We start from the raw sequence: 18,294 nt of genomic DNA on the forward strand, positions 1-18,294 counted from the left end.
GGCTACGCCTAAACCAGAAATCTACCTAGGATTACCACGAAGTGCATAGGTCATGGGAAAATGAAAAAAAGCCAAATGCCAAGATAGGATAGCTCCAACTCTCAACATCCATTTTAAGTAATAACGACCATATATTTCGTATCGGCTTAAAGAGTAGACAATGGATCAATGGTGATGGTGGTCGATAATATGTGAAAAGTGAGGATATTTTCTTTATTTATCCAGTTCATCCACTCGAATTACACGGCTATGAATATTTCAGGACAAATTTATCACAAAAGCATACATGGTATGATGAATGCGCTTTCACTATACTCAACTGTGTGAACGGCACAATCCAAGAAAGGGCTCCATCATGCCCAGCTCGACGCGCTGCACATGGGAGAGCATGTTGTTAACCCCCCTTTTTATGTGGATACCGGGGATCGCGCCCGCGATATACTCGGCACGATCAACTCGCCCCATCTGCGCTTAGCGTTCGATCCCGCGAATTTCATACGTGCCCAAGTTCTTCCGATGACGGATGCATATCCTCTTGTAAAAGATTACATTTCTTATATTCATATGAAAGATGCGAGGGTTAATACAGGGGAAGTGGTTCCGCCCGGCGATGGAGACGGTGAAATAAGAAAGTTACTCGCTGCATTAAAAGAGAAAAATTATTCAGGGGTTATATCGATTGAACCGAAAGGCAGACCGGGTATAGCAGATCCGGATTTCTTCATAATCGCCGCAAAAGCTTTGAAGAGGCTGTTGAGGGAAGCGGGAATCAGCTGGAAATAACGCCAATGAAGCGAAAGGGGATGTCACAGTAGTGAGAATAAGGGTCGGTGATGTCGGGTGATCCCAACGGACTATTTAACACACTGGATTCCCCTGACTTCATTGGAAAATATGGCTGAGACCGAATATGATGTCCTCATCGCGGGAACCGGTATGGGAGGAGGAGCCGTTCTCTGGAGGTTATGCGAACAGTGGAAAAACAGCGGTAAACGAATCGGCGTCATTGAAAGGGGGGGGCCTATACTCCCTGCGCAGGCGCGCAATCTCCCCATGATGGACAATGAACGTTTAGACAGATTTTTTTATGATGTATCCAAACCTTTACCCGGATCTTTTCCGGCATATGCCGGAGGAAGACAGTTGTTTGCATTGGGAGGAAGAACTTTATTTTGGAATATGATCAGTCCCCGCATGAGTTTGTCCGAGATTGCCGGTTGGCCCGTTTCACTCGAGGAGATGGATGCTTATTATTATATCGCAGAAGAGGCTATGAACGTTACTCACAACTATACCCAGGGGTCTTCTTTGACAGAAATTTTGCTGGGTCGCCTGCACCGGATTGGTTTTCCGGAGGCAATGGCGGTTCCAATGGCGGTCGATCTTCAACCGAGGATCTATGCGGAACCGGATTCTGATGTTTTTTTCAGCTCCATGGGTTTCCTTGCTCAAGCTTTAAATCGTAGGCCTTTCGATTTGGCGGTTAGGGCCCGTGTCGTCCAAGTGCTGGTTGACAAAGGGAAAGTGACTGGTGTACAAGTCATGTCCCCGGACCGAAAAATTTATAATCTTAAAGCGAAAAACGTGGTTTTGTCGGCAAGTACATTCGAAACCCCCCGACTGCTTCTGCATTCAGGTATTCACGGAAGAGCGATCGGCCATTATCTTACAAACCATTCCTCAATCAGAGCCACCGGGAGAATAAGCCGCGCGGAGTTCCCTGAGGTATTGGGGACATTAGGAATTTTAATGCCGGGAACGGCGGAAAGGCACTACCAAATACAGCTAAGAGGACCTGACTCCTATGACTGGTACCAAACTTACCAAGAAAAACGGCTGATGGAGGAATTGGAGATTCTTTTCCTTGCTTACGGCAGGGTTGAATCCCGCTTTGAGAACATGATCACTCTGGATTCCAATAGAAAAGATGAGTACGGTGTGCCGGAGATCCGAGTCCATTTTTCCTATAGTGATACGGATCAAGCTGTTATACTTCAGGCAATGGCAGCTGTGAATCATCTATCCTCCGCTCTTGGAATCACTTTGATTCCAAGGGTTGGCCAATCGGCGATTTACCTGATGCCTCCAGGGGATTTGCACCATGATTCGGGAACGTGCCGCATGGGCGGCGATCCCGCCACTTCTGCAACCGACAGATATGGTCAAATTCATGGCGTATCCGGCCTTTACATCGCCGACAACAGCGTGTTGCCTTCTGTCGGCACGGCAAACGTGGCACTGACGACCGCTGCCCTCGCCATTCGAACGGCAGATTATATCATTCGTCAGGAGTGATCGGATATGGTTACATACGAAGTTTTCGCGGATCGGATTTTTCCGCCCGCCTCGCTTACGCAAATGCTTGGAATGGAATATGATGTGCTCATTGTCGGCAGCGGAGCGGGAGGGGGGGCGGTCCTATGGAGATTGTGCGACCGGTGGCGGAATAATGGCATGCGAATCGGCATGATTGAGGCCGGAAATCTTTTACTGCCCGCACATGCATGGAATCTTGCTATATTGTCCGGCGGACGAGCGGAGAAATTTGTCGCAAATCCGTTTGCAACAAGATACATTGGCAAGACGCTCCCCGAATTTTCCGGCGCAAAACAAATCTTTGCTCTAGGGGGGAGGACGATACAATGGGCGGCGGTTACTCCACGCATGCCACTGCACGTGCTTGCAAGATATCCCGTTCCTTTCAAAGAGATGGAGAAGTACTACAACATCGCTGAAGAGGTCATGAAAGTAACGAAGCCTTTTATCCACAATGGGGCTCTCACTGAAATCTTTCTTAATCTGCTACGGGCAAACGGTTTTCCTGAAGCGACCCATTTCCCGATGGCGGTCGACATGAAACCAACGAAATACGGAGAGGTTCATTCCAACGCATATTTCAGTTCCATCCATTTTCTCGCCGAAGCTATGAACATAAAGCCATTCGACTTGGCTGTAAACGCCCGCGCCGTACAGGTGCTCGCAGAACACGGGAAAGCGAATGGTGTAAAGGTGATGTCCCCGGACAAAACATCATATGTCCTCCGGGCAAAAAACGTTGTGCTGTCGGCAAGCACTTTTGAAACCCCGCGTCTGTTGCTTCACTCGGGTATCAGAGGTACCGCCATCGGCCGTTATTTAATCGATCATTCTGCAATAAGAGGTACTGCAATCGTCAAGCGGAAGGGTTTTCCAGAGGATTTAGGGCCGCTTGACATTTTGGTGCCGGAGACGGCGGATCGTCCGTATCAGCTGGAGATGTATAGAAGAGGGCGACCTTCAACTGAAGAGGTCGCGATCGGCATAAACGGTTACGGTCTGGTAGAACCACGGGCTGAAAACAGAATCATATTGGATCCGTACCGGATTGATGAATATGGCCTGCCGGTGATACAAGTAAATTACTCCTATACTCAACAAGATCTGAATGTGCTCCGGGAAATGACGTCGGCCATGAGAAAGGCTTTTTCGGCTATAGGAGCAATCTTGGTTTCAGTAGACGGTCAACCGGAAATCTTTCTACGCCCCCCGGGGGATGATAACCATGAAGCGGGAAGCTGCCGCATAGGTGATGATCCCGCCACCTCTGCTGCCGACAGGTATGGTCAAATTCACGGTGTGTCCGGCCTATATGTAGCCGATAACAGTGTCTTGCCTTCCCTCGGAACGAATCCGACACTTACAACCGTTGCTTTAGCGATTCGGACAGCAGATTATATCGTTAGCAAATCTCAATCATCTCGTTGATCTCATGCTTGCCGTCGAGCAGAACAAAGTGGCAGCAGAGCAAATGAAGGGCGTGTTTGACCGGGTTCTCCGAAACAAAGCGAGGGATGAATCATCAGTGGAAGCCAACATGCCTCACCGGCAAAAAAAGGGACGGCCGGGCTTGCGCCCCTGCCGCCGGTTCATCATTGAATCGCCGCATTGATGCGCCGCTGCGCGATTTTATTCAACCTTTCGATGTCCTGTTCTCCCCATGCGATCGTAACGTCCCCTGTAACGAACGTTTGACAGGCGAGCCGGAAGCCTTGATCGAGCTTTTCCTGGCCGAGCCGGTCCACTTCCTTCTTCATAATCCTGCTCAGGTTGCCGTTCCCGTCGACGATTCGCACCTTGCAGGTGCCGCAAAGTCCGCCTCCGCATTTGAAGGGGACGGAGCCTTCGTGACGAATGGACGTCCGCAACAGATTCGCGTCTTGTGGGACCTCGATGGATTTGCCAGAGGTCTGGAATGTAATGATCGGCATTCGGATTCCCTCCCTTGGGTATACGCCCAGTGTACCATATTATTTTGGTTTATGGTATACCAAACGCAATAGATTTGGTATGATGATAGACGAGATAGGTTTCGATTCACCGTTCATGCATCGAACCTGATCTCCACTTTCGGAAGGGGCAATGCCGCATGGCTTATAACAGCATCATTCTGCGTCTGGAATTGAATCACCGTCTGGTCAGTTTCGGCGATGTCGCATCGGCGGTCAGCAAAGCCGGCGGCGACATTACTTCGATCGACGTCATCCGGCCCGGCCCGGACATTTCCGTGCGCGACATTACGATTCATGTTGTCGATCACGAGGAGACGCATGTTGTCGATTGTTTGAAGCGGATGGACGGCATTACGGTCGTCAACGTGTCCGACCGCACGTTCTTGGCGCATCTGGGGGGCAAAATTTCAGTGCAGCCGAATATGCCGGTCCGCAACCGGGACGACTTGTCCAGGGTGTATACGCCCGGCGTGGCCCGTGTTTCCATGGCGATTCATGAAAGCGTCGACAAAGCTTACTCGCTGACGATCAAACGCAATACGGTGGCGGTGGTGACCGACGGAACGGCCGTGCTCGGACTCGGCGACATCGGTCCTTACGCGGCGGCTCCGGTCATGGAGGGCAAGGCGATGCTGTTCAAGCAGCTTGCCGGCGTCGACGCGTTCCCGGTGTGTCTGGACACGAAGGATACGGAGGAAATCATCCGCACGATCAAGGCGATCAGCCCGATCTTTGGCGGCATCAATCTGGAGGATATCAGCTCGCCGCGGTGCTTCGAGATCGAGTCCAGGCTGGTTGAGGAGCTGGATATTCCCGTTTTTCACGACGACCAGCACGGAACCGCGATTGTCGTGATCGCAGGGCTCCTGAACGCGTTGAAGGTGACCGGCAAAAAGGTCGGCGATGTCCGGGTCGTCGTGAACGGCATCGGCGCGGCGGGCGTGTCCATCTGCAAAATGCTGCTGGCGGCCGGTGTCCGGCGGCTTGTTCCCGTCGACCGGGAGGGCGCTATCGTCCGGGGCGGCGGCTATCCTTATCCGATGTGGAGATGGCTTGCCGAGCAGCCGCAGGTGGAGGATGCGCCCGGCGCCTTGCGGGATGTGATTGCCGGGGCGGATGTTTTTATCGGCGTTTCGCGAGGCGGCGTCCTGAGCGCGGAAGACGTGCGGCGCATGGCGCCGGAGCGGATCGTGTTCGCCATGGCCAATCCGCAGCCCGAGATCGCTCCGGAGGAAGCTCTTCCGCTTGTGCGTGTTCTCGCGACGGGAAGGAGCGACTATCCGAACCAGATCAACAATGTTCTTGTATTCCCGGGCCTGTTTCGGGGGGCGCTGGATTGCCGGGCCCGGGCGATCAACGAGCCGATGAAGCTGGCCGCGGCGCGCGCGATCGCATCCGTCGTGTCGGCGTCCGAGTTGAACGAGCAGTACATCATCCCGAGCATTTTCAACGAACACGTCGTGGCGAAGGTGCGCCATGCCGTCATCGAAGCGGCCATTCTGACCGGTGTCGCCAGGCGGACACCGCCCGAATTCCGGTGAGCCGGCCGCTGGTTCAAGCGATCGGCGGTTACATGTTTTTCGAACTGCGAGAACAGCTGGCGGACATTCTGCCCGCGACGGCTGTTCTTTTTACTTTGTGCTGAAGTGGCGCCTTGTTTGTCGATACGGATATAATAGACAAGAGCTCTTTCGTAATATGCATGGCCGAAGTTATGATTTTGGGGGGATCGTCTTGACCGCCGGAGAACTTTGCAGAGTGCTTATTGTAGATGATGAGATCTTGATCAGACAGGGAATCAAGCACTATCTGAATTGGGAGCGGGAAGGGTTCGAGATCGTCGGCGAAGCCTCGAACGGGCAGGAAGCGCTTGAGTCGATCGAAACTCTCCGCCCGCACATTATCATTACCGATATCGTAATGCCGATCATGGACGGTGAGCAATTGACAAGAACCGTCAAGGCCCGATACCCGGATATTGAAGTGATCGTCCTAAGCAGCTTCGGAGAATTCGATTATGTCAGGTCTACCTTTCAGAGCGGAGTGGCCGATTATATTTTAAAGCCCAAGTTGGAGGCGCAGGGACTGCTTGACACACTGAAGTCCGCCGCAGGCCGCATTCCGTCTCTGCAGTTTACGGAGCAAGCAAACGGTTCGGAGCCTTCGCTTTCGCAAATGATCGACAGATTGGTGAACGGCTTCGAGACCGTTTATGATACGGAAACGGTGACACAGACCTTTCCATACAAGCGTTTTTGCCTGCTTGCCGCGGATTTTGACAATCCGGCAGCAGAAGAGGGGACCGAATCGCATCGTCTAGAGGACAAGCTGGAAAGGTCCTTTCACGAGCGGGCGGGCCGCGTGGTGTGCCATGCGTTCCCGGCCGGCGGGCATTCGCTTGTCATTGTCCTGAACTTTGAGGAGGCAAATCCGGATAACTTGATCTCCGCTGCGAGAGACATCGCCGATTGCGCGCCGGAGGCCGCCTTCGCCCTGAGCGAGCCGTTCGGCGAGTTTTCGAAGCTGGGCGCGGTCTACAAAGAGAGCAGGAAGCTGCTGCTGCGGTATCGCTTCTACTTTCCCGACCGACGGCTCGTTATACCGCGTGAGCTTCCGATACCGGAGCCGAAATGCGAGAGCTTCAATCTGGAGAAATTCACGGCGGAAATCAAGAGGGAACGCTTCGAAGCGGCCTTCGGTTATCTGCAGGAGCATGTGGCGGTGTTGTCCGGATGTTATACGAATGATGCATTCACGTTCAAATCCTTTCTCAGCAACATCATCTTTAATGTAACCGTCCTGCTCGGCAACATGAATTATGACACCAAGGATTTGGATGACGCGAAATACGCCTACTTCAAAGCCATCGATCAAGCCCGGCATGCCCGACAAGCGGCGGGCCATCTGAACCGCTTTATCAAGGAAGCGGAACAATGCATCGCGTCCGGGAATAGCCAGACGGGAAACCCGAATATGAGAAAGCTCCTTGACTATATCGACCAGCATTATGCGGAGCCGCTGACCTTGACCGAGGTGGCGAAACATTTTCATTTTAACCCGTCTTATCTTTCCAGCTATTTTGCCGCGCACAACAAGGAAGGCTTCATTGAATATTTGAACAGTGTCAGGATTGCCAAAGCCTCGGAGCTGCTCGTCAAGGACAATGCCTACATCTCCGAAATCGGCGGCATGGTCGGTTATTCGGATCACAGTTATTTCTGCAAGGTGTTCAAAAAGATCACGGGTTTGTCGCCAAGCCAGTACCGACGCAAACAACTTTCGCGATAAGAAATGGGATGGATATGCGATTTTTCTCGGGCAGATTCAAGCAAAGCGGCCTTCTGGTGAAAATGTTCCTCGTCACGGTCGTAAGCATCATTGCGGTTACCGTTATTATCACCTGGACCACCATCCGCATGTCGGAACGCTTTTTTATCGAAACGTTCAGCATTACCAACTTCAAAGTGCTGACGCAGATCAAGGAAAGCTTCGAGTCCTATCATCAGTCCGTCGTGATCGCCTCGAACAATGTCGCGCAGAGCGGCACGATCAAGCGGATTTTATCGGAGGAGTACACCGACCCGGTTAAGCTGCTGCGGGCTTATTATAATCTTAGTCAACAAATGAAGCGCGTCAGCTCCAGTCTGGAAGCCTATGAGGCGGGAGTCTATGTGATGGGCATCAACGGCATCGGCTATTCCACGGACCGCACGTATTGGCCGATTAATGACGAGGAGCTGCGGAATCACCCGATTACCCGCGATACGCGGTTAAAGCCGACAAGGCTGTTCTACCAATATGATTACTCCGGGCAGGCAAAGGCGGTCGGCGCCGAACCGACGATTGTCGCCTCCAAAGCCCTGATGGAACGAATGACCGGAAAAAGCTACGGAACGATGTATTTCGCGATACCCGAAAGTGAATGGAAAAGCTTCTATGCCAACTACACCAGCCCGGGTAACGATATACTCGTCATGGACAGATCGGGCGTTATTGTGTCCAGCAACAGAACCGATTTAATCGGCGACAAAGCCACGGAACTGCTGGGCTATGCGGCAGAGATGGAACGGACATCCGCGGATTATCGCACCGCAAAGGTCATGGGCAAGGAACTTATCGTACTGTCCGAATATCTTGCGCCGTTCGATATGTATTTGGTTAATCTCATCGACAAGCAGACCGCAATCGGCCATTTCATCGACCGTAAAGCGATTGTCCTGATTGTTGCCGCGGTGGTCATGGCGGCGCTTCTGATCGTATTTCTGATTTCCCGGCGGCTGACCCGATCGTTATCGATGCTGGTCCGTCAAATCGGCAGCGCGTCCAAATTCGATTTCAGCCACTATGTGAAAGTCGGCGGCAGCTACGAGACGAGACAAATCGGGCACGCATTCAATGCGATGCTTGATGAGCTGCATGATTATGTGGAGAAGCTCGTACAGTCCCAGAAGCAAATCCGCAACGCGGAGCTTGAAGCGCTGCAGCAGCAGATCAACCCGCATTTTCTGTACAATACGCTTGCCTCGATCAAATTCCTGGTGCAGCAGGGGAGCAAGGAAGAAGCGGCTGCCACCATCAACGCGCTCATCTCGCTGCTTCAGAACGCAATCGGCCATGTGAGCGAGACGATCACGATCGGGCAGGAGCTTGTGAATTTGAGAAATTATGTCTTCATCAATCAGAAAAGATACGGAGACCGGATTAAGGTGAGCTATTTCGCAGCGCCGGACTGCCTGCAATACCACATTCCGCGACTGATTCTTCAGCCTTTTATAGAGAATTCCTTCTTTCATGCGTTCAACCGCAAGCCCGAGGGATCTATCCATGTAATGGTGTGGCGGGAAGGCGAATTGCTGATCTGCGAAGTCGTGGATAACGGCGACGGTATGGAGGTGACGGTTGACAGTGCGCTTCCCAATGTCAAAAACAAACGGCAGCTGTTCACAGGCATCGGGGTGCGCAATGTAAATGAGCGGATTAAGCTGATTTACGGCGAAGCTTATGGCGTGTCGATTTCAAGCGAACGGGGCGAAGGCACCAAGGTCCGGATCGTACTGCCGCTTGTTGCGGAATAAAAAATGTACATGTTTCTAAAAATAATACAAACACGCTCAATGAAAGCGTGTACAACATGTGATAATATCACAAATTCAGTAAAAGATCGTCCTAACGGCCGATACATTGCGGATGCTATCCTAGAAGTGTAAGCGGGACAGCGCTTACAATCTGCAAACTACTCAGATAAGGGGCGGAAGCAATGAAAAAAGTAATCGCTTTATTGTTGGTCAGCATCCTGATCCTCAGTGCATGTTCCTCAGGCTCGGACAATAGTGAAACCGCAAACAATGGCGCCGGCGGAGGACAGACGGCGGAAACGAATGAAATAACCGTATGGGCGTGGGACCCGGTTTTCAATATTAAAGCGCTGAACATCGCGCAAGAAGCCTACAACAAAGAGTTTCCCGATTTCAAATTGAATATCGTCGAGAACGCGCAAGCGGACATCGTTCAGAAGCTGAACACGGGCCTGAGCTCCGGCACAACGAAAGGACTTCCGAACATTGTGCTCATCGAAGACTACCGGGCACAAAGCTTCCTGCAGGCTTATCCGGATGCTTTCTATGAGCTGACCGGCACCTTCAAGCCGGAGGATTTCGCAGAGTACAAGATTGCGGCAACGAGCATGGACGGTAAAAACTACGGCGTTCCGTTCGATACCGGCGTAACCGGGTTGTATGTAAGAACGGATTATCTGCAGCAAGCCGGCTACACGGTGGACGATCTGAAAGGCATCGATTGGGATCAATATATCGAAATCGGCAAGAAGGTAAAAGAAGCCACCGGTAAAAACATGCTTTCCCTGGATCCTAACGATCTCGGCATCATCCGGACGATGATTCAATCCGCAGGCTCCTGGTACCTCAAAGAGGACGGCCTGACGCCTAACCTGGCCGGCAACGCAGAACTGAAGATCGCCTTCGAAACGTACAAGAAGCTGCTTGACGCAGGCATCGTTAACCCGGTATCCGACTGGAGCCAATTCTTGGCCGGCTTTAACGGCGATCAAGTTGCTTCCGTACCTACAGGGAACTGGATCACGCCGTCCATTAAGCAGGAAGCTTCCCAATCCGGAAAATGGGCGATGGTCGGCCAGCCTAAGCTGCCGGGCGCAGCAAACTCCGTTAACGCGTCCAATCTGGGCGGAAGCTCCTGGTATGTCCTGAACGTTCCAGGCAAAGAGAAGGCAGCCGACTTCCTGGCAAAGACCTTCGGCTCCAGCGTTGATGTATATGAGATGTTCATCAAGGAAATCGGGGCGATCGGAACATTCAAGCCGGCAGCCGGCAGCGACACTTATCAAGTTGCCGACGAATTCTTCTCAGGCCAGAAGATTATCGCCGAATTCGCGGCTATGACGGAGCAAATCCCGCAAGTCAACTACGGCCTGCACACGTATGCAATCGAAGACATCCTGATTGTGGAAATGCAGAACTACCTCGGCGGCAAGCCGATCGATCAGGTTCTCGCCGATGCGCAGGCACAGGCGGAAGCACAACTGAAGTAAAGCGCCAAGCCGACCGGATGCCTTGGGATCTCTCCTCCCAAGGCTCTTATTTTCAAGCCTACGTTAGGGGTGACTTGAAGTGATAGCAGCGAAATCAAACAGAAGCATCGGAGCAAAAACGGCCGTCCTGGGCTGGTCCTTCATTATATTGGCCGTCGCCATGATTGCGCTGTTTTATTTTTATCCGATGATTCAAGCGCTTATGATGTCTTTTCAGTCCGGTGCCGGCACGAACCTCAAATTCGTCGGCTTCGATAATTACATCCGGCTGTTCAAGGATCCGACATTCCTGGCTTCCGTGAGAAACACCGTTATTTATTTGCTTGTGCAGGTACCGATCATGATTGTGCTGGCGCTGTTCGTGTCGGTTTTGCTCAATGACCCGAAGCTGAAATGCAAAGGCTTATTCCGTACCGCCATATTCCTCCCTGCCGTTACCTCGCTCGTCGCGTATTCGGTTATTTTCAAATATCTATTCGGCCAGGCCGGTCTGATCAATCTGATGCTGCTCAAGCTTTCGATTATTTCCGCGCCGATCCAATGGCTCACGGATCCGTTCTGGGCGAAAATCACCATCATCATTGCGATCACTTGGCGCTGGACGGGCTACAACATGATTTTTTACCTTTCCGCGCTGCAGAACATTGACAATTCGATCTATGAAGCGGCCAGAATCGACGGCGCCAACGCTTTCCAGCAATTTTACAAGATTACCGTTCCGATTCTGAAGCCGATTATTCTGTTTACGTCCATCACATCGACGATCGGTACGCTCCAGCTGTTTGATGAAGTGATGAATATTACGAGAGGCGGACCGGGCAATGCGACGATGTCCATTTCCCAATACATTTACAATCTCTCATTCAAATACACGCCTGACTTCGGTTATGCCGCGACCGTTTCGTACGCGATCGTGATTATGATCGTCATCTTCTCCATCATTCAGTTCAGAGTGGCAGGTGACAGAAAATAATGCATAAAGTGAAACGCACGCTTACGTATATCGTTCTGACCATCGTCTCCCTGGCGTCGGTGTTTCCGTTCCTGTGGATGATCGTGAGCGCTACAAACAAATCGGTTGACGTGACCAAGGGCCAGCTGCTGCCGGGAAACAACCTGGGCGCAAACTTTACGAAATTGCTTGATACCGTCGAACTTGTGCCGGCATTGATAAACTCTGCCCAAATATCCGTTTCGACTACGATCCTCGCACTGCTGATCGGATCGCTCGCAGGCTACGGCTTTGAAATATTCAGAAGCCGGGCCAAGGATATCGTATTCAATATTCTGCTGCTGTCGATGATGATTCCGTTCGCCGCACTGATGGTGCCGTTGTTCCGGATGTTCGGTTCGATTTCGCAGACCATGCCTCTCATCGGCATCGATACCTTGTCGTCCGTGGTGCTGCCGTCGATGGTGTCGGCGTTTCTGATCTTTTTCTTCCGGCAGAGCACCCAAATGTTCCCGAAGGATATGCTGGAAGCGGGCCGCATCGACGGCTTGAGCGAGCTCGGCGTCTTCTTCCGCATTTATGTGCCGACCATGAAAACGACTTACGCGGCCGCCGCGATTATCACCTTCATGGCAAGCTGGAACAATTACCTGTGGCCGCTCGTCGTGCTGCAGTCGCCGGAGAATCAGACGATCCCCCTGCTCATCTCCAACCTCGGCGCGGGCTACACCCCGGATTATGGCGTTATTATGACGGCCATCGTGATCGCAACGCTGCCGACGGCGCTCATCTTCTTCATCATGCAGAAGCATTTCGTGGCCGGGATGATGGGATCGGTAAAATAATAAAACTTTATGCTGATATAAACAGGGAGCGTGACCATATTGACTACTCCAAGCCTTAAATGGCTCACAGATTTGAACGTGTTCGCGGTTAACCGTCTTCCGGCGCACTCAGACCACCGTTATTATGAAACGCTGGCGGAAGCGGAGGACGGCGGCTCCATGACCATGCGTCATAGCCTGGGCGGCAGCTGGAAGTTCAGCTATTCCGGCAATCCGGCGAACCGGCCGGAGCATTTTTACCGTATGGATTTCGATTGCGCGGGATGGGGAGACATCTCCGTTCCAGGACATATTCAACTGCAGGGCTACGGAACACCGCAGTATGTCAACACGATATATCCTTGGGAGGGACACAGTGACGTTCGTCCTCCTGACATCCCGACGGATCATAATCCGGTCGGCAGCTATGTGAAGACATTCCATGTACCGGTTCATATGAAGGACAAACCTGTGCATATTTCCTTTCAAGGTGTGGAATCGGCCTTCTATGTTTGGCTGAACGGCGAGTTCATCGGCTACAGCGAGGACAGCTTCACGCCGGCCGAGTTTGATCTTACCCCTTGCCTGGCGGAGGGCGAGAATAAACTGGCCGTTGAGGTGTATCAGCGCAGTACCGGCAGCTGGCTGGAAGATCAGGATTTCTGGCGATTCTCGGGGATATTCCGGGAAGTGTATCTGTTTACGGTGCCGGAAATCCACGTCTATGACATCCGTATCCGCACGGAATTGGATGAATCCTTCACGAAGGGGACGCTGTATGCGGCTCTGACATTCATGTCTCCGGAACCGCAGGGAGTGAAAATTGTCGCCGAGCTCTATGACGCGCAGGGCCGCCTGACGGCCTCGGCGGAAGGGGGAGCTTCGGCACACCAAGCGGAGCTGTCGCTTAAAGCGGACAGTCCGGCGCTTTGGAGCGCGGAGCAGCCGTACCTGCATACGTTGTATATCCAGGTGTACGACGCATCGGGGAGGCTGGTGGAGGTTGTGCCGCAGAAGGTGGGCTTCCGCCGGTTTGAAATGGCCGATAAGATTATGCGCCTTAACGGGCAGCGCATCGTGTTCAAGGGCGTGAACCGGCATGAATTCAATCCGCGCAGGGGCCGTGCGGTAACCAAGGAAGATATGCTGTGGGATATCGCGGCGATGAAGCGCAACAACATCAATGCGGTGCGCACCTCCCACTATCCGAACCAGACCTTATGGTACGAGCTATGCGACGAATACGGATTGTATGTGATCGACGAGATGAATCTTGAAACCCACGGCACGTGGCAGAAATTGGGCGCGGTCGACCCTTCCTGGAACGTGCCCGGCAACAAGCCGGAATGGCAGGACATCGTGCTTGACAGGGCGGTATCGATGTATGAGCGGGACAAGAACCATCCGTCCATTCTCATCTGGTCCTGCGGAAACGAGTCGTATGCCGGCGAAGTGATCCGGAACGTCGGCAACTACTTCCGATCGGTCGATTCGAGCCGTCTGGTCCATTACGAAGGCGTGTTCCATAACCGCGATTACAACGATACGAGCGACATGGAGAGCCGGATGTATGCGAAGCCTGCGGATATTGAGAAATATTTGACGGAGAATCCGGAAAAGCCTTATATCAGCTGCGAATATATGCACGCCATGGGCAATTCGCTCGGGGGCATGTACAAATATACGGATTTGGAACGGAAATATCCGATGTATCAGGGCGGCTTCATCTGGGATTACATTGATCAGGCGATCTACAAGAAGGACCGGTACGGCAGGGAATTCCTGGCTTACGGCGGCGACTTCGGGGACCGTCCGACGGACTACTATTTCTGCACGAACGGCATCGTATACGCCACTCGTGAGGAATCGCCGAAAATGCAGGAAGTGAAGTTCCTGTACCAGAACGTGAAGCTTATTCCGGACAGGAACGGCGTCTCGATTGCAAACGAGAACCTGTTCGTGGATACAAGCGGCTATACGCTGGAATATGTGCTGCTGCATGAAGGCAGGGAGCTGTTCCGCAAATCGGTTGAGGCGGTTGTCGCTCCGCAGACTGAAGAGCGGGTGGCGTTTGAATGGCCGACCGATGAAGAACTCATGGCCGGAGCGGGCGAATATGCCGTTCATGTCGCATTCAAGCTGAAGGAAAGCACGCTTTGGGCCGATGCGGGCTATGAGATTGCCTTCGGCGAGCATGTTTTCCGGGTCGAGGAGAAGGCTGATTCGGCGGATGTCGGGGCAGCCGTGCACGCACCATTGCGCGTTGTGCGCGGAGATGTGATTATCGGCGTACACGGCAACGATTTCACGGCGCTGTTCTCCAAGCAGGCCGCCTCGCTGGTATCGCTGAAATATGCCGGTCGCGAGATGATCGCGCTGCACCCGGCGCCGCTTTTCTGGCGCGCCACAACCGATAATGACAGGGGCTTCGGCCAAAGCTTTCATTCCGGTCTCTGGTACGCAGCAAGCTTGGCCCGGAAATGTGTCGGTATCGACGTTGCGGAAGCGGAAGGCGAGGGCAGTGTGACGGTGGCCTTTACTTATCAATTAGCGATCAGCGATAAGGTGGTTGTCCGGATCGCGTATACCGTCAATCCGGACGGCAGCGTTCGGGTGAAGTCCGATTACGAGGGTGCCGCGGGGCTCCCTCAACTGCCGATTTTCGCGGTTTCCTTCAAGGTTCCGGCGGATTATGACCAAATGGAATGGTACGCCATGGGACCCTTGGAAAATTACGCGGACCGGGTCAAAGGCGCGAGGCTCGGCATTTTCCGCAACCAGGTGTCCGATAATCTGTCCGGCTATGTTTACCCGCAGGAGTCGGGCAACCGCACCGGCGTGCGCCGGATAAACCTGACGAACCGCGAGGGCCGCGGCATCCGGATCGCCGCGTCCGCTGCCGCTCCGGTGGAATGCAACATCTCGCCGTACACGGCCTTCGAGCTCGAGCATGCCAATCACCATTTCGAGCTTCCGCGGGTGCATTATTCCGTTGTCACCGTTGCCTGCAGACAGATGGGGGTCGGCGGAGACGACAGCTGGGGAGCTCCGGTGCATGATGAATACCTGATTAAGGCCGACGAGGATATGAGCTTTGAGTTTACGATCGAAGGCATATAAGACAGGCGGATTGCAGCCGGAAAAGCGCATTGGAAAAAATGTAAACGGGAGGGGACAAGGGCTGGGGAATAAGCGAAAATAATTTTTCCTCCAGGTGCCCATATCGTTCATCGCATCGTACAGGCGATCGCGCCCCGCAATCAGCGGGGCGTTTCTTCGTTCCCGGATTGCCGGAACCGCAAGGGGCTCATGCCGGTCCAGCGCTTGAACTGTCTGCTGAAATGGGCCAACTGGGAATAGCCGAGACGGGACGCGATTTCCTTGAGCGTCAGCTCGGGCTGTCCGATCATCACCTTCGCTTCGTGCAGCTTGAGCTCCGATAAATATCTGCGCGGCGAGATGCCGTACACCTTGCGGAATACCTCCTGGCAGTACCCCGGACTGATACCGAGGGAGGAGGCGATATTTTCGATACGGAACGCGCTTTCCTGTGAATGCTCCTCATCCGGCAGATGCGGGTTGAAATTGGCCTTCATCGCTTCCGCAATCGCTTTGGCATATTGCACCGAGGTCGGCGGCAGCGTCTCGGCCGCCTCTCCCCTCGGAGAAACCATTTGCGCGAGTATGCCGAACAGCTCAAACAAGTGGGCCTGCATCCGAAAACGGTCCGCCGTCGAATACCCGCCCCGGCGCCGCAGCATGGCGATCCATTGATCCAGCACGCCCCTGAGCCTGCCGTTCTCCTCGGAGCCTTCCGGAAACACAACCCGGTCGTGCTTCATCATTTCCTGCCGGAAGGCCGGATCGTCCACGTTGAAATGCGCGCAAAAATAACGCATGCCGCCCTTTGACACACAGCGGTTGACGTGCTTGAACCCGGGCAGAATGAGCATCATATCGCCGGGCCGGAGCAGGTAGCGGTTTTCCTCCATCACCGTCTCCTGACAGCCTTCGAGAACCAGGACGATTTCGAAGCCGATATGGGATTCCTTCGGCACGCTCCAGTCCTGCGAAACCCGCTGCTCATGCGCACCGAAAAACTTGACGTTCCAATCGATCGCAGGCAGCCAATGGACATGACGGTAACGGTCGCCGGAGGGAGTTATATTCGACATGCCTTTTTCCACCTTTGATTTGGGTAAATTCCTCGTTGTTTGGACAATCGGCTCCTATTTGTTTTCAATTTATAATAAGGAGCGTGAGAAAGCAAGAAGAACATAACCGATGGAGGTTATTGGCATGGAACAGTCCGCCATTCAATGGATTTCGAGCACGGAGGCGAGCCGCTGGACGCCGCGGCAGGCTTCGGATGCCGTTGCAGCCGGCACCGCCAATCTGACGATGACGAGCGATACGTTTCAAACGGTTGAAGGGTTCGGCGGCTGCTTTAACGAATTGGGCTACGTCGCCTTGAGCCGTCTGTCCGCGGAGGATCGGGCAAACGTGCTTCATTCGCTTTTCCATCCCGAAGGCGACCATAAATTCAGCATTTGCCGGCTTCCGATCGGAGCCAGCGATTACGCGCTCGAATGGTACAGCCTGAACGAGACGGACGGCGACCTGGCGATGGAGCATTTCTCCATTGAGCGGGACCGCAAGTATCTGATTCCCTATATCAAGGAAGCGTTGAAGCTGAACCCGGAGCTCAAATTGTTCGCTTCTCCCTGGAGCCCGCCGGCCTGGATGAAATTCCCCAAGGCTTATAATTACGGCACGCTGCGCTGGGAGAAGGAAATTCTCGAGGCTTATGCGTTATACTTCGTGAAGTTCGTGCAAGCTTACCGGGAGGAAGGCATTGCGATTCATCAGATCCATGTCCAGAACGAGGTCGTCGCCGACCAGAAATTCCCTTCCTGCGTATGGACGGGCGAGCAGCTCCGCGATTTCATCCGCGATTATTTGGGGCCGGCCTTCGAGAAGCATGGGCTCGACACGGAAATCTGGCTCGGAACGATCAATGCGCCGGAGCCGTGGGATGAATGGATGAAGAAAAAGGATCAGGATTTCAACGCTTACGCGAATACCGTCCTGAGCGATCCGGAAGCCTACAAATATGTCAAAGGCGTCGGCTATCAATGGGCGGGAAAATACGGCATTCAGCGCACCGTCCTCAGCTACCCGGAGCTTCGCTACATGCAGACGGAGAATGAATGCGGAGATGGGGAGAACACGTGGTTTTACGCCAAATATGTGTTCAATCTGTACCAGCATTATTTCACGAACGGGGTAAACGCCTATATTTACTGGAACATGGCGCTTGAGCCGAAAGGGCGGAGCACCTGGGGCTGGGAGCAGAACTCGATGATCACGGTGGATCCTGCGGCCGGACAAGCCTTCAAGAATCCCGAATACTACGTGATGAAGCATTTCGCGCATTTTGTCGCTCCGGGCGACAAGCGTATCGGCCTTAAAGGTTCTTGGACCGGGAACTCGCTTGCTTTCGAGAAGCCGGACGGAACGCGAATCGTGGTGACGGCGAATCCTTACAAAGTAACGCGCACCCTCAGCTTGTCTGACGGAACGGGCGTGCGCACGTTTGAGCTTGAGCCGGAGTCTTTCAACACGATCGTATTGCGCTAACCGAATAGGTTCGACAAACAAGCGCCTTGCCATGCAAGGCGTTTG

13 protein-coding genes are annotated in these 18,294 nt (G+C 53.2%); 11 read left to right on the forward strand and 2 right to left on the reverse strand.

What is annotated here, in order from left to right; translation table 11 throughout:
* Nucleotides 1-378 precede the first annotated feature (378 nt).
* Genes RWM61_RS09550 through RWM61_RS09560 form a run of 3 tightly spaced genes read left to right on the forward strand, consistent with a single transcriptional unit; the run spans nt 379 to nt 3,744 of the window.
* Entirely contained in the window at nt 379-783 is a 405-nt protein-coding gene (locus RWM61_RS09550) for a sugar phosphate isomerase/epimerase (protein ID WP_313999990.1), read from the forward strand.
* 57 nt (nt 784-840) lie between these two features.
* Complete coding sequence (locus tag RWM61_RS09555; RefSeq protein WP_313999992.1) at nt 841-2,295, forward strand: GMC family oxidoreductase; 1,455 nt, start codon at nt 841-843, stop codon at nt 2,293-2,295.
* A gap of 6 nt (nt 2,296-2,301) precedes the next feature.
* Nucleotides 2,302-3,744, forward strand: a complete 1,443-nt coding sequence (locus RWM61_RS09560; RefSeq protein ID WP_313999994.1) for a GMC oxidoreductase — start codon at nt 2,302-2,304, stop codon at nt 3,742-3,744.
* Between the two features lie 164 nt (nt 3,745-3,908).
* Here RWM61_RS09560 and RWM61_RS09565 read toward each other — a convergent pair whose 3' ends face one another.
* Nucleotides 3,909-4,247, reverse strand: coding sequence for a 2Fe-2S iron-sulfur cluster-binding protein (locus tag RWM61_RS09565; RefSeq protein ID WP_313999997.1), 339 nt, complete (start codon nt 4,245-4,247; stop codon nt 3,909-3,911).
* Between the two features lie 158 nt (nt 4,248-4,405).
* Between RWM61_RS09565 and RWM61_RS09570 the strand changes: the two genes are divergently transcribed.
* The 7 genes from RWM61_RS09570 to RWM61_RS09600 all read left to right on the forward strand — a co-directional run bounded on the left by RWM61_RS09570 (nt 4,406) and on the right by RWM61_RS09600 (nt 15,729).
* Entirely contained in the window at nt 4,406-5,809 is a 1,404-nt protein-coding gene (locus RWM61_RS09570) for an NAD-dependent malic enzyme (RefSeq protein WP_314000000.1), read from the forward strand.
* 157 nt (nt 5,810-5,966) lie between these two features.
* Nucleotides 5,967-7,556, forward strand: coding sequence for a response regulator transcription factor (locus tag RWM61_RS09575; RefSeq protein ID WP_314000002.1), 1,590 nt, complete (start codon nt 5,967-5,969; stop codon nt 7,554-7,556).
* A gap of 14 nt (nt 7,557-7,570) precedes the next feature.
* Nucleotides 7,571-9,343 carry a sensor histidine kinase gene (locus tag RWM61_RS09580; protein ID WP_314000084.1) on the forward strand — a complete coding sequence of 591 codons (1,773 nt, stop codon included), beginning with the start codon at nt 7,571-7,573 and terminating at the stop codon, nt 9,341-9,343.
* 182 nt (nt 9,344-9,525) lie between these two features.
* Nucleotides 9,526-10,833, forward strand: coding sequence for an extracellular solute-binding protein (locus tag RWM61_RS09585; RefSeq protein ID WP_314000005.1), 1,308 nt, complete (start codon nt 9,526-9,528; stop codon nt 10,831-10,833).
* Between the two features lie 160 nt (nt 10,834-10,993).
* Entirely contained in the window at nt 10,994-11,806 is an 813-nt protein-coding gene (locus RWM61_RS09590) for a sugar ABC transporter permease (RefSeq protein ID WP_314000086.1), read from the forward strand.
* Nucleotides 11,806-12,630 (forward strand): carbohydrate ABC transporter permease, encoded by an 825-nt coding sequence (locus RWM61_RS09595; RefSeq protein WP_314000008.1) that lies wholly within the window; start codon nt 11,806-11,808, stop codon nt 12,628-12,630. The genes RWM61_RS09590 and RWM61_RS09595 overlap by 1 nt, the downstream gene beginning before the upstream one ends.
* A 159-nt stretch (nt 12,631-12,789) precedes the next feature.
* Entirely contained in the window at nt 12,790-15,729 is a 2,940-nt protein-coding gene (locus RWM61_RS09600) for a glycoside hydrolase family 2 TIM barrel-domain containing protein (RefSeq protein ID WP_314000010.1), read from the forward strand.
* Nucleotides 15,730-15,869: 140 nt separating this feature from the next.
* Here RWM61_RS09600 and RWM61_RS09605 read toward each other — a convergent pair whose 3' ends face one another.
* Nucleotides 15,870-16,784: an AraC family transcriptional regulator gene (locus RWM61_RS09605; protein WP_314000012.1), complete on the reverse strand. Its 915-nt coding sequence runs from the start codon at nt 16,782-16,784 to the stop codon at nt 15,870-15,872.
* Nucleotides 16,785-16,908: 124 nt separating this feature from the next.
* On the opposite strand from RWM61_RS09605, the gene RWM61_RS09610 reads away from it, so the two are divergent.
* A complete protein-coding gene (locus RWM61_RS09610) occupies nt 16,909-18,249 on the forward strand; it encodes a glycoside hydrolase family 30 protein (RefSeq protein ID WP_314000015.1) in 1,341 nt (446 codons plus the stop codon).
* Nucleotides 18,250-18,294: the final 45 nt, after the last annotated feature.

Origin of the sequence: uncultured Paenibacillus sp. (assembly GCF_963515335.1) — a bacterium.
In the GTDB taxonomy this organism is placed as follows: Bacteria; Bacillota; Bacilli; order Paenibacillales; family Paenibacillaceae; genus Paenibacillus_I.